We start from the raw sequence: 13,222 nt of genomic DNA, 5'->3' as shown, positions 1-13,222 counted from the left end.
TATCTCTGGCTTAAAAAACCACGCCCGCTTGGAAAATAACGTTCGCATATGGCGAGCATTCGCCGGTTCTTACGATAGCGCGACTTTGCGCCGTACGTGCTTTAAACGCTTCATGTGACACGTAGCTCACTTCAATAGATTTGCCCGTTTCTTCACTCTCTTTGCTCAGTTCGTTGAGCAACGCTTCATGCAAAACTGGGCTTGCATCAGAGAACTCTTCCGCAATGATGACCCCTTCGATTTGGGACTCAGATAGAATTACGCGAACAGTATCAAGAAAACTTGGTACCCCATGCGTTAGCGCCAAATCGATTCGCTGAACATGCTCTGGGATTGGTAGACCAGCATCACATATCGTGATCTCGTCAGTGTGGCCTAGCGTCGCCACCAAGTAAGAAATATCTGAGTTAATTAGGGTACTTTTTTTCATCTCATCGACCTTTCGGTTACACGTTCATACAACCATGAGCGCCTGTTTTAAAGTGTTTTCGTTATTAACAGAAAACTCATCGAAACGTTTCGATGAAATAATAATTCGTCATCGCAATTTGACCAGTGTGAGATCGATAAGGTGTGAGAATGATCTGTAATTCAATTGTCATTGAATAGGAAAAGTGCACTTGAGTCACACTTTACCATCGAAACGTTTCGATGATGGTATTTCCCTGTCATTACGGTTAGGTTTTATACAGGGAGGAAGGAAAAGAGACGTCCAACTACTGAGAAAACCTCTAGTTAATAAGCTCGAAACCTTTCACGTCATCACAATTCTTAGATAGCTGCCTGATTTTGGAGAACGCTCACCTTACAATCTGGTTACAATTTGCCAAAACACATCATCCGTTCAGTACCTTACCTGGTACGCGACGTTTGTAGGGACACAAACGGAAACTAAGAACCATAATGAAGTTAAGCAATAGAGTCATTTTGCTTGTCGCGCCAGTGATCTTATTAAGCGCGTTAGTATCTAGCTATATTATTTATAGCATTCAAAAAGTGACGCTCATCAAGCGGGAAGACAGCTATATTCAGTTGCAGATGGAAAAGCTCGCCGGGCAGTTTCGACAAGCGAATATTTTTCTTAATAGCTATGCCTATACGCTCAGTAAAAGTGATGTATTACAAGACTATTTGGTTAATCATAACAACCCCTATCGTGAGCGAGTCTTGTTTAATCGATTAGACGAGACCGCTGAAGTATTAAGCCATGGTTACAAAGGCGATGCGAGCATGGCGATCCTCGACGGCAAACAAAACCTTCTCTACTACACAGAAAACAAATATTACGAATCATCGGGCGTGGTCGACCCAAAGGTATTAGAGTACATATCACGAAGTTTCAATGAGAGAGAGGCTTTCAGTCACACTGGCTTTATTTATAACTCCAGTGGACAAAGCATTCTTCTTCAATATGAGGTCGTCGACAAAAGAACGGGGACTCACCCTTTGAGCTTTGACTCGAAAAATGTGTTTTTTGTGGTAGTTTCCGTATCACTTGAAGCCTTTAACGAGATTAAGCATGACATCGAGTTTGACACGCACAGCGTGATTACTTTCGCCGACAAACCCATTTATCTTGATATTCCTCTCGCTCAAACCATTGAGCTGCTGCCGCACTTTTATGCCGTGCTTTCTCCTGCCGAATATTTAATGTGGAATAAAGTCGATAAAGTGTGGCTAGAACTTGCTTTCTCCTTTGGCGTAGCGGCGTTTTTCACTATCACATTAATCATTTTGGTGTTGTACCGCTATGTGTTGCGCCCTGTTTCTCGCCTTGATAAGCAGCTGAACGAACTTGAATCTAATCAACGTGACAATATTGAAAAGCTAGAAACAAACGATGAAATAGGACGCCTCTCTGCACGCTTTTTTGATATGTATGAGGAACTTAATGTCATCTATAAAAAGACAAAACGCCTAGCTGAAACGGATCACCTGACGCAACTTGCCAATCGCCATCGTTTTCATGAGCTTGCCACTCGTGAACTTATCTCCCCTTCGCAGTTTCTGTGGGTTGTTTACGTCGATCTTGATAACTTTAAATACGTGAATGATAAATACGGGCATGAATTGGGAGATAACTTATTAAAAGTGTTCTCATCACACATCAAGAATGCTTGTCAAAAGTTCTCGCACGATTACAACAGCCCCTGCTTTGCCGCCAGGTTATCTGGTGACGAATTTGCAATTTTGCTGAGCTCAAATCAAGAGGTAAAACGCTTGCCTGATTTGCTTGCATCAGAGTTACTAAAACCGATTAGTAATCTCAGTTCATCTTGGAGTAATTCATTTCCCGTTACGGCAAGCGTAGGTATTGCACAATATCCTCAAGACGGTACTGACATCGCGAAGTTACTCTCCAGTGCCGATGCGGCTATGTATCAAGCAAAACGGGCAGGGAAAAATCAATACGCCTATTATTCAGCCGCTCTCAATATTGAGTCTCAAAGACGAAGTCAGCTTGAACGTGCGCTCCGAAAAAGCAATGTAGAGGAAGAATTTCACCTTGTTTTTCAACCCTATATGAACAATCGAAGCAACGAAATTGAGGGGTTAGAAGTCTTGTTGCGCTGGGAAGCCGAAGGTATCGGCCCTATCCCTCCAAAGGAGTTTATTCCAATTGCAGAGCAAGCCGGATTATTTGATAAAATTGACCGCTGGGTTTTCGCCAATGCAACGGCGGAATACCATCAATTAAGGAATATTTTCGGCAAGGATATTGTTCTTTCGGTCAATCTTTCATCAGCAGAGCTAAACTCGATAGAAATGGCAAACTACATCCATGAACAAGCGACACTGCACAGTGTTAAACCAGAATGTATTGAGATAGAAATAACCGAAACCTTTGCCGCAGAACAACAAGGCACGGCCCTACTTGATGAGCTATCAAAACGTGGCTACCGTCTTGCAATTGATGACTTTGGTTCTGGTTACACATCGTTAACTCAGCTCGTTCAGTATCCGGTTCAAAAAATCAAATTTGATCGAGAGTTCCTCGTTACATTGATGAACACCAACAACGGCCATGTGATCAAACCTATTATTGAGCTATGCCATGCCCAAAATAAAACGGTTACAGCAGAAGGTATTGAACACAATATGATGCATGAATGGCTATCGGCATACCGCTGCGACTATATGCAAGGCTATTTATTTGGCAAACCAATGACTAAAGAACAATTGAGCTTGTGGTGGCAATCGGCAAATGACGACAGTCGATTTGATGCGTCCATGGTCAGCTCAATTAGGGTTTCAAGAACATAAGTTAAGGGGAGACGTACAGCAGTCACAACTGTGGCGGCTGTATTTAGCTGTATATGAGCTTCATTGATAGATGCTCAGCTTTTGTTCCCCCATACCTATATCTATGACTTTAGTTGAGTAAATCACTATTTATTCGTTTTTAAACCAGCACTTCCTTGAAATCCAAACCGGTCAAATTCAGCGCTTTGACGCTATCGTACAAGCCACCTTTTTTGTCCGTGCAAAACGTTCTGAGCCCAGCACCTTTTACTCTGAACAAGTTAGATTCATTAACGGCTTCTCTATTCAAAACGAGTTTCTTAAACGGTCTAGCACGACTTAGCTTACCATGACGAAGATTATACTCGGTAGCAGAGGCATCAATGGCATCAATTTGAGTGACAATGTTTAATGCTCGCCAAGGCTTTCCTTGTAGATTTAATGGTAAAAATTCGACATTCTCGCTCAAAACATCGAGCTTATCCGCAATAGAAGCGGATACAGCAAGAGTAAAAGATCCCCATGCTGCAATATCAGGCCTGGGTAATGGCTTTTCACCCTTAACGTCTAACCATTCAATATCAATACTTTTCCAACTGGCTTTAACAGACTCTCCATAGAGTTGGATAGGTTTGCTTGCCGTTACTTGAAGAGACATTTCCAATGGCGACTCTTGCAACATTGCAAAATCATTAACATTGGGAGTGACAATAAACACTTTATTAAATGCTGTCATAACCGTCCTTAAATAAATTTGAGCGCTTTTCTTAATGAGACGAGCGCTTTCACACCAAACCAAACCAAACCAAACCAAACCAAACCAAACCAAACCAAGCATAATAGATAGAGTTTAATTTCATGTTCAAAAATTTAATGAATTAAGATCTGGCGTTCTTATCTTTTAATTTCGAAGTTTTATTATTTATATATTTTAATCCACACGATAGAATTATTTTTTCAATTTTTACTATGTACCCTTCCTTATGTAATCGAATAAATTAGAAAATAAACAGTAGCACGCGTCACTTCACTTTTGTTGAGCTCATCACCCTCACTTAAATGATACATTCACAAGTTCAATTTTTGAACGACTTAGACTTAGCTTTGTCAATCGTGAATTAAAAACAACCGATTCACCGCTGTTTTACTGCCTTTTCTTACCACCCTGTTGTTTATTCATACATTATAAATGCACTTATACACATAACGATTCGGCGTTACGATTTGTTACGAGTTAAGTCACAAACTTTTGAGGTATTGGATAAAGTGTAGAAAAAGAAAACACATTGAAATAAAAAGAGTTTCTAAAGTACGAAAAATAAAACGCCGTTTTTATAAATTAGCAACTTCACAAATATCCTTAAACACAGTTTTATTAATTACATATATCAGATATTATTTACGCCGAAGTTTATAGAAACCATCGTTAAACTTCATATTTTATATAAGTTTCAATCAGTTAGTTTTTAACTCGAAAACTTATCGTCAACCCAATATCAAGCACCTAAGCGTGCAATAAGAAACATTGGGAATAGAATTATATTGATGTGCATGTTGTTTTAACGAATGCATGAAGCAATCGGTAAATTTGTAACACCATAGAGTTTTATTTAGCCAAGATGAAAAAATTAATTATATTATTTACATGTGCGCTGTTGTCTGTATCACCTTTTGCTTTTGCAAAACAATCAGATAACGAACCCAGGGATCATTTACGACCAAAGCAAGTTGAACATGTGTTTAAACAAGCCAAGCTAGATGGCATAGTAGACTTTAAGTTGTTCAGTGACGCTTACATCGCTTATCAGAAGACACCCGATAGAAAGAAGTCGGTACTAACGATCATCGACTATAGTAAACCATCAACTGAAAAGCGTTTTTATGTGGTGGATTTAGATAAAAAGAAGCTAATCTACAATACGTATGTTTCTCACGGCGTGAACAGCGGAAAGAAAACAGCGACACAGTTTTCAAATGTCGTGAACTCGCGAAAAACATCATTGGGCACTTTTTTGACTGATACCACTTACTACGGCTCAAATGGCTATTCACTTCGATTAGATGGGCTAAGCTCTGGATTAAACGACAAAGCTCGCGAGCGTTACATTGTCGTGCACGGTGCCGATTACGCAAACCCTTCCTTCATCAAGAAGAATGGATACCTCGGACGCAGTTGGGGTTGCCCTGCTTTGCCAGAGAAGTTGTCTCGCGAGATCATTGACACCATAAAAGGCGGCAGCGTTATTTACGCAAGCGCATAATATCGATGCGACACATATGGGGAAGAAAAAGAAGATTCTATTTCTTCCCTAGTAATAATCCTGTTAGCTTAATCGTCCTGTGCAACGACTCTCTTTCCATTTTCGCTTACTCGAAAGCGAAAATTATTGTGTTATTCGCTGATATACCTAAGTGCGATCAGAAAACTCTGTTCATCCCCCTTCCATCTCGTTAGTATACGCTGAGTTGATCAGACACTGGCTTTCATCGTTATCATAGTTCCACTAAGATTCCTTAATCATGGTGGGTAACTGTGGCTTTATATGTTTAGGGTTACTTCTTGCGTTATCTACACCGTATATTATTGATGCTTTCTTTGTCCCTGCTCTCAGGGCTCATCACAGCTTCATATGCGCATGAGTGGCACCACACCAAACATTACACTTCCGAGCGCCTACTTAAACTCTCTCAACAGGACGATTTTGAGCTAGCACACACTGATTTTCATGCCTCAGCTTCTCTGAGCTCTTGGGGTTCAGAAAGTTACTACCTACATATAAAGCGCGAGTTGTTCGGGCTTGTCTCCTGTCGCCGAACATCAGCTACTGATGGCGTTTTATCATCAGATTTTACTCCTGATTATTTTTTACTTATTGCTTTCTCTTCTCCACCACTACTGGAGTTGGCAAAACAAGCATCTCGCTTACCTCTAGACAGTTATGGCGGACTCATGAGTCAACGCTCTCTTTATCGCCTCTCAGGAAGAAAGGAAGCGAACTTAATGTACGTCTTTACTCATGGTCGCAACGCCTTCTCTGTTGTTTAACTTTTTATGACATACAGAGAACACGAAAATGTAACGATAAGAGCCAATATGCTCATTGTTACTAGAACCAATTTGAGGTCCATATAATGACAAGAATCGCTACAACCATCGCACTAGCATTACTATTTTCAGCGGGCTCAACCTTTGCAAACACAGAAACTAAGCCAGAAGAAATGAGTAACGACACTCTGTTAGAGTGTGCCAACGTTTCTAACGCACGTATTGCAGTTCCGGAACACAGAGCGATGTTCAGACACTACTTAATGTCTGAGAGAGACTACAGCTTTGACCAGCTATCGTCTGCCGAACTTGAATTTAAAGCAGCAGATAAGAATGAGTCTGAAGTAGAGAACATCTACAAGTCTCAGTGCAAAGAAGTTGGCGAATACCTATATAGCATTGGCTATTAAATTCGAAACCCTAACGACACTCAAAAAGAAAGGCGCAATGTATGCGCCTTTCTTTTTACTGACAAAAACCTGTCGATTAGATGTTTAATCTGCATACAAGCTTAAAAGTGCAAATCAAAGTAAACTTACTGGGAAAACTCAGACACATCCTTGGGTTTACAGAACGCTCGACGTGCTTTAACAAACAAGAAACTAAGCACTCCAATCACAAGAGTAATTATTGGTGCCGCCATTAATAGCATTGTGATCGCTTTGCTCATATTTTCTGGTAACAAAGGAAGTAATGAACCAAAACCGCATAATACCAGCGTCCATAAAATCGCACTCAACCACGCAAAGTAATGGAATTTACTAATACGTTTCACTCGCAACCCCATCATTAATGGCAATAGGGAGCGAACAACCGGAATAAACCGCGCACAAAAAAGCGCAATCAATCCATGTTTACTGAGTAATACGTCGACTTGTTCCAGGCGCTTTTGAGGAACCGCACTCACCCAGCCTTGGACCTTAGGTAAGCGATTTAGCCACTTGCCTTGTAAATAAGCCGCCCAACTTCCCAATCCCGCACTAACAGCTATCACCAACATGATCATAATTGGGTCAAGGACGCCAACCGCCGCCAGCGTACCGGATAATACGACGACACTGTCGCATGGGAAAGGTGCAGCAGGAATAAAACCACTTTCCAAAAAAATAATCACAGCAACAACAAAATAAACTAAACCTGCACTGCCTGGCGCCATTAACGCCGTGAAATCTTGATGCCAAAAGGCACTCAAGACCTGAATTATCGAATCAAACATAAACCGTTCCTAAGCATAATTAACCAAAAGTTGCAAAAACATGGAATGTGTTAGCGAGCATGTATAAAGCGGTATATGAAATTCGATTCTTTTCTCACGCCGATTCTGTATTTAAAGTGAGTAAAAATACTTTCAATACAACAACCTAAAGCCTCATTGCCGATGCGTTTTAGCCGCCTCATCGAGTAAATTGCCGAACGATGCGCCCACCATGCTACATCAAGCATTTCAAACCATTCGGGCTCTACATCGTCGTTCGAGCTCATTTCCTTAGCATGGCTAACCCTCAATACATTCCGGCTGTTTAAACTCGGATAGTCTTGTTGTATTGAAGAGATAGGATGTTCTGAAAAGTGCTTCGACTTAGCGTCAACAGCAATATTCTGGTTATGAAAGGAAAGAAAATTTGGGTGTGAGTGCGCCAGGCTCATGCTCGGAGCCAACAAGCAGAAAAGTAGTCCGAGTAAAGCAATCAGGGTCGTACGCACAAAGGTAACCAAAACCAAAATAATAAGTTCTTTTAACCCTGTGCGTAACTATTGGCAATTAGTATTCTTAATCGTTAAGAATACTAATTATTTTTCACCGTAAGGGTAGCTTTCAAACATCTTCGCGATTTCTTCTTGGATGAGAGATTCTCTTTTCTCAGAGCTCATTGACTCAGACAGTTTACGACTTGAAACGCCTTTCCAAACGACTTGATTAGCCTTTGCATCAACCAGTTCAACCACCAACTTCCCATACTTACGTTCTTTATATCTTTCTGGGCTTGAAGTGATCACACCAAAGCTATTCCAGCCATAGCCAAAGCTCACCGACGATCCTGAAGAAATAAGCTCGGATTCTTCTACGATATCATGATGTACGTAAAGGTCACCGCCACTATTTACCTTAATTAAACCCTTACCCTCAAGCTGTTCAGCAAGCCCTTGCTCAATACGTCGACCATCAATACTGGTAGGAGCTTCCGCCTGAGCACCGAAGTCAAACGTTCTGTAAGCTGAAAAGTCGGCTTGTTTATCTACATCGGTTGTAACGGTAGTACAAGCAGATACCAGCATCACCACCAGCCCTAATATCAAACCTCTCATCATGTTAAATCTCCTTTGGTTAAGCTGACTGTTTCAGCAGAATTACCCTGTGTTATACATACGCATCAACAGTAAAAAGTAATCATTTCAATATCTAGTCTTGACCATGAAACGTGACTGTTCAATAAACGAGATTAACCTTTACACAGAAAATCTTGAATATCATCAACATCTAAACACCTAAGAATTCGGTGTTTACGACCTAATTGGAAGCCTCTAGGCTTAGTAACGAAATCGCGAGTGCCACAAAAAACCAGAGACAATGAACACTTTAACATCAGTCCGCTACTTTTTTAGGCAACTGACAAACATTTGATGAGAAAAGACTTTTCTTTTTCGTCCAGTGTGGCATATTAAACGAGTCCTATCGATGCGCGGGCATCGTATAATGGCTATTACCTCAGCCTTCCAAGCTGATGATGCGGGTTCGATTCCCGCTGCCCGCTCCAATCTCTTTATCTCAGTTTACTCATAAAAATCCGATGGCGGAGCGAACAAACGGCGGCAGCGTTGTTTCCATGATAAGTTTGGTCGAGTTACGTCATAAAACATGTCTTTCCATTCTGCAAACGTCACGCGGATGGGATTAAAGCTGTTTACAGGTTTAGAAACCCCATACCGAACCGTTTCCACCTCTGGTTCAAACGTTCCGAACATTCGATCCCAAATAATTAATACACCCGCATAATTTTTGTCGATGTACTGACGGTTCACACCATGATGAACGCGATGATGAGACGGCGTGTTAAATACCCACTCTAGTGGCCCGAGCGAACGAATTGATTGGGTGTGAACAAAAAACTGTAAGCCCAGATTAAACAACACAACGAAGACAACCCATTTTGGCTCAAAACCAATAATCACCAAGGGCAACCAAAAAATCCACATCCCCGCTAGCGGATACATTAAACTTTGACGAAAGGCGGTACTGAAGTTCATTCTTTCCGAACTGTGATGAACAACGTGCGCGGCCCACATCCAACGAATACGATGGCTAGCCCGATGAAACCAGTAATAGAAAAAATCTTGCAGGACAACAAGTAAAAGAAAAGCTGAGACGCTCATTTCGATATCAAACAAACGCCAATCGAACCACCACAAATACAACTGAGCAATCAGTAAACCCGTGAGTATGTCTGTCGCTTGGTGTAAGCCCGCAAGAACAAAATTACACGCTACTTCAGGGAAGTAATACGTCGCGCTTTCAGGCAAGCATCCCCTTCTTTGTCCGAACCAATATTCGGCAAGCATGCAGAAAAAGAAAACTGGAGCCAGAATCATCAGAAGTAATTCTGGGCGGTCCATCAACTGCGTCCAATCCATTGTGTTTCTACCATTTTGCATAGTGATCTTCAGTAAGACCCATAACTTCTTCTAACTGATGTTTGATGCCATTTCCATCGATAAGATAGCCAGAGAAATAACCGATATACTGACGAAAGTTACTTTTGAGAAGCCAAAAATTTTTCTTCTCTGAGCGTCGATTCAAAGGCGTGAACTGTAAGTTAACTCGTTTATCTTCAGACGTAATATGCCACTTTTGCCCTTCATCACTTCGTGAAAACTGAAACTGCACAGGTTGCAAAAAGTGACGCTGACCATTAATCCACAATACATTTTCGCAATAGCCAGTTTCATTAACGCCAGCTGCCAAGTTCAACCCCAGACGCCTGTCATCCTCAAAGCAATTGATACTCGCCCAGCGCCAACTTGTTTCTCGCCGCATGTACCCAGCGGAAAAATCGTAACCAGCAGCCACCTCTGAAAGATCTTGCTCTTTTCCTAATATGAACAAGTTACCGTCTACTGCTAACGCATTGTGCTTCTGAGTATATGTCCAACCCGCATAACCTGTTGGCGTACACAACATTAATGGCAAACTCATGTTTTCTGGACGTAAATAGAGATCCGCATTGACTGACTCTGTCACAAAGTGGACGTGCCAAATACCATCCTTAATAGAAAACTGAACTCTTTTGTTAGCAAGATGGGCAAGACTGCACCAACTGGAAGGCTGAGTTTGATAACCTATATTAAAAGGTTTCAACCATTGTTGCTCAATCAACTTATTCTTTTTAATATCAAACAGGTAGCAAAAGCCGGATGCTAAATACCGTATATCAGCAATCGCTACTCCAATGACGTAATCAGGTGTGACCAAATTGACGAACTGAAACTGCTTATAATCGCGGTAACGGCGCCACTTAGACACTGGCTTATCCATCTCATCGAGGTAAGTAAATTTATCTAGCTGTAACGATGTTGGAATTCCATCAAGGTGGCCAAACGCTGGTAGACCATTCTGCTGAATAAACGAGTTCAGAACCTTAAGCTCATCCATATAGTTGTCTTTTCACAAGTTATCACACACAAACTTTAACATGACGTTAACATAAACAATTTGCGTAACTGCACAACAACATCGACTAAAGTGATTTCTGCTTGTTATATGTGAAACTGATCACTCAACCACCCGCTTACTTAGCTCGCCCTACCTATCTCAACCAACACTGCCTGGGTTAGAAGCTGCACATTCTCATCCGCAGGAAAGACCACTACAACCATTGAATCTTGGTCAAAATCACTATTTAATGGAAATACATTCATATAAACTGATTGCTTATTCACATCAAGGAAGAAATCTATGTCATACATACACGATACTATTGTTGCGTTGCAACACAGTAGCCCTGCGCAAAAAGAATTTTACCAAGCGGTAGAAGAAGTATTAACTTCTCTCGCGCCGGTAATAGAAGGCAATAATAAATATAAGGAACAAGCGATTATCCAGAGGATCGTCGAGCCAGAACGTCAAATCATGTTTCGAGTTCCTTGGGTTGATGATGCTGGAAATGTACAAGTAAACAAAGGTTATCGAGTTGAATTCAACTCTGCTTTGGGGCCGTACAAAGGAGGATTGAGATTCCATCACTCAGTCAATGCGAGCATCATAAAATTTCTCGGCTTTGAGCAAATCTTTAAAAACGCACTGACTGGCCTTCCTATCGGTGGCGGCAAAGGCGGTTCAAACTTCGATCCTAAAGGAAAATCCGACGGCGAGATCATGCGATTTTGCCAATCATTTATGAACGAGTTGTACCGTCATATCGGTCCTGCCACCGATGTTCCCGCAGGCGATATCGGCGTCGGGGCGCGCGAAATTGGCTATATGTTTGGTCAATACAAACGATTGACGGGGCGCTACGAAGGTGTGCTTACAGGCAAGAGTCTGCTTTGGGGGGGCTCACTCGCCAGAAAAGAAGCGACAGGATATGGCGCCGTCTATTTTGCAGAATGCATGCTCAACGACCGCAACGATTCATTGAAAGGGAAAACTTGTCTCGTTTCTGGTGCTGGCAACGTGGCTATCTACGCCATTGAAAAACTGTACCATATGGGAGCAACGCCAGTTACATGCAGCGACTCTCGAGGTACGATCTATCATGAGCACGGTATTGATCTTAAGCTCCTAAAACAACTGAAAGAAGTGAAAAGAGCAAGCTTAGAAGAATATTTAGAAACTTACCCTGAAGCAGAATACACACCAGAGGGCGACTATCCTAATGAAGGACATGCTGTTTGGCGATATCAGGCTGATGCTGCCTTCCCTTGTGCGACTCAAAATGAATTAACGTCAGACGACGCACTGGCTCTTATCGAAAACGGATGTATTTTGATTAGTGAAGGGGCGAACATGCCAACCACCCGTGATGCTGCCAATATTATCGTGGACTCAGACATAGCTTATGGGCCTGCCAAAGCAGCCAATGCAGGCGGTGTTGCAACCAGTCAACTTGAAATGGCGCAAAACGCCAGCATGCAAAACTGGACGTTTGAACAAGTGGATAGTCAGTTGCAAACCATCATGAAAAATATTTTCATCAATGCAAACGAAACCAGTAAAGAGTTTGGCCAACCTGGAAATTTAGTTTTAGGCGCCAACATTTCAGGCTTTAGAAAAGTCGCTGATGCAATGATTGAGCAAGGTGTCGTCTAGATGAACGAGCCAGCAGGATGACTGCTGGCTTAATATAACTCCGCAATAGGCCGCGCTTTTTGATAAAGAGCTCCACTTAATTCGCAATAAGCGTTGTCACTTCTGTTTTAACGGAGTTGGCGATAAAGCAATTCTCATGGGCCATGTGGTGCAGTTTTTCTAATTGAGATGGTGTCGGTTGTTTTTCACCTGAAAATGTTATCTTAGGGTTTAACGTTACCTTTGATACCCACTCTTTTCCGTTTTCGCCTTTTTCAAGCTCCCCTACCGCTTCATCGAAGTAACTGTCCACAACGTAACGCCGCTTTGCTGCAATAGACAGGAAAACGAGCATATGACAACTAGAAAGTGCCGCGACAAACGCTTCTTCTGGATCAACGTTTTCTTCTACGGATAGTGGTAATGGTACTACGTGGGGAGATGGAGATGCTGGGACTTGCAACCCTCCATCAAATTGCCAAATGTGTGCCCTACTATACTTATTATCCTTAAACTCTTCGCCAGCTTTACGATGCCATTTGATTAAAGCGGAATGCTTACTCATTCTAACTCCCTGATTTTCCGACGACGAATCAACACTATCCGTCCTTGCCACAGTAAACCACAACAAAATGAGTTAAGGAAAGCAT

13 protein-coding genes and 1 tRNA gene are annotated in these 13,222 nt (G+C 41.8%); 6 read left to right on the top strand and 8 right to left on the bottom strand.

Features of this window, described 5'->3' with window-relative positions:
• Nucleotides 1-10 precede the first annotated feature (10 nt).
• On the bottom strand, nt 11-430 hold the full coding sequence (rbsD, locus tag R7E29_RS07405) for a D-ribose pyranase (protein ID WP_005382620.1): 420 nt from the start codon (nt 428-430) through the stop codon (nt 11-13).
• 473 nt (nt 431-903) lie between these two features.
• On the opposite strand from rbsD, the gene R7E29_RS07400 reads away from it, so the two are divergent.
• Nucleotides 904-3,264, top strand: a complete 2,361-nt coding sequence (locus R7E29_RS07400; RefSeq protein WP_054574642.1) for an EAL domain-containing protein — start codon at nt 904-906, stop codon at nt 3,262-3,264.
• A gap of 139 nt (nt 3,265-3,403) precedes the next feature.
• On the opposite strand, the gene R7E29_RS07395 is transcribed toward R7E29_RS07400, so the two are convergent.
• Nucleotides 3,404-3,979 (bottom strand): imm11 family protein, encoded by a 576-nt coding sequence (locus R7E29_RS07395; RefSeq protein ID WP_033906464.1) that lies wholly within the window; start codon nt 3,977-3,979, stop codon nt 3,404-3,406.
• 883 nt (nt 3,980-4,862) lie between these two features.
• On the opposite strand from R7E29_RS07395, the gene R7E29_RS07390 reads away from it, so the two are divergent.
• The 3 genes from R7E29_RS07390 (at nt 4,863) to R7E29_RS07380 (ending at nt 6,699) form a co-directional block, all read left to right on the top strand.
• Nucleotides 4,863-5,504, top strand: coding sequence for a murein L,D-transpeptidase catalytic domain family protein (locus R7E29_RS07390; protein WP_017633652.1), 642 nt, complete (start codon nt 4,863-4,865; stop codon nt 5,502-5,504).
• A 326-nt stretch (nt 5,505-5,830) separates the two neighbouring features.
• Nucleotides 5,831-6,289, top strand: a complete 459-nt coding sequence (locus R7E29_RS07385) for a hypothetical protein (protein ID WP_017633653.1) — start codon at nt 5,831-5,833, stop codon at nt 6,287-6,289.
• A gap of 86 nt (nt 6,290-6,375) precedes the next feature.
• A complete protein-coding gene (locus R7E29_RS07380) occupies nt 6,376-6,699 on the top strand; it encodes a hypothetical protein (RefSeq protein ID WP_042522561.1) in 324 nt (107 codons plus the stop codon).
• A 125-nt stretch (nt 6,700-6,824) separates the two neighbouring features.
• On the opposite strand, the gene R7E29_RS07375 is transcribed toward R7E29_RS07380, so the two are convergent.
• The 3 genes from R7E29_RS07375 to R7E29_RS07365 form a co-directional block, all read right to left on the bottom strand.
• The gene (locus R7E29_RS07375) at nt 6,825-7,505 is read right to left on the bottom strand and encodes a DedA family protein (RefSeq protein ID WP_047101379.1); all 681 of its coding nucleotides are present in this window, start codon (nt 7,503-7,505) and stop codon (nt 6,825-6,827) included.
• 50 nt (nt 7,506-7,555) lie between these two features.
• Nucleotides 7,556-7,993 carry a hypothetical protein gene (locus R7E29_RS07370; RefSeq protein ID WP_230856625.1) on the bottom strand — a complete coding sequence of 146 codons (438 nt, stop codon included), beginning with the start codon at nt 7,991-7,993 and terminating at the stop codon, nt 7,556-7,558.
• An 87-nt stretch (nt 7,994-8,080) separates the two neighbouring features.
• Nucleotides 8,081-8,599, bottom strand: coding sequence for a DUF4136 domain-containing protein (locus R7E29_RS07365; RefSeq protein ID WP_054576054.1), 519 nt, complete (start codon nt 8,597-8,599; stop codon nt 8,081-8,083).
• Between the two features lie 371 nt (nt 8,600-8,970).
• Here R7E29_RS07365 and R7E29_RS07360 point away from each other — a divergent pair.
• Nucleotides 8,971-9,045, top strand: a tRNA-Gly gene (locus R7E29_RS07360).
• A gap of 16 nt (nt 9,046-9,061) precedes the next feature.
• Here the strand turns inward: R7E29_RS07360 and R7E29_RS07355 are convergent.
• Together R7E29_RS07355 and R7E29_RS07350 are read right to left on the bottom strand one after the other, a co-directional pair.
• Nucleotides 9,062-9,919: a sterol desaturase family protein gene (locus tag R7E29_RS07355; protein WP_053304739.1), complete on the bottom strand. Its 858-nt coding sequence runs from the start codon at nt 9,917-9,919 to the stop codon at nt 9,062-9,064.
• Nucleotides 9,920-9,926: 7 nt separating this feature from the next.
• Entirely contained in the window at nt 9,927-10,937 is a 1,011-nt protein-coding gene (locus R7E29_RS07350) for a DUF2804 domain-containing protein (RefSeq protein ID WP_053307607.1), read from the bottom strand.
• A 303-nt stretch (nt 10,938-11,240) separates the two neighbouring features.
• Here R7E29_RS07350 and gdhA point away from each other — a divergent pair, with 303 nt between their 5' ends.
• The gene (gdhA, locus tag R7E29_RS07345) at nt 11,241-12,593 is read left to right on the top strand and encodes an NADP-specific glutamate dehydrogenase (RefSeq protein ID WP_025767881.1); all 1,353 of its coding nucleotides are present in this window, start codon (nt 11,241-11,243) and stop codon (nt 12,591-12,593) included.
• Between the two features lie 76 nt (nt 12,594-12,669).
• On the opposite strand, the gene R7E29_RS07340 is transcribed toward gdhA, so the two are convergent.
• Entirely contained in the window at nt 12,670-13,137 is a 468-nt protein-coding gene (locus R7E29_RS07340; RefSeq protein ID WP_025767882.1) for an OsmC family protein, read from the bottom strand.
• Nucleotides 13,138-13,222: the final 85 nt, after the last annotated feature.

The organism is Vibrio sp. Vb1729 (assembly GCF_033338655.1).
Classification (GTDB): domain Bacteria; phylum Pseudomonadota; class Gammaproteobacteria; order Enterobacterales; family Vibrionaceae; genus Vibrio; species Vibrio alginolyticus.
Note: the sequence above shows the minus strand (reverse complement) of the source record. Positions and strands in the feature narration are given on the sequence as shown.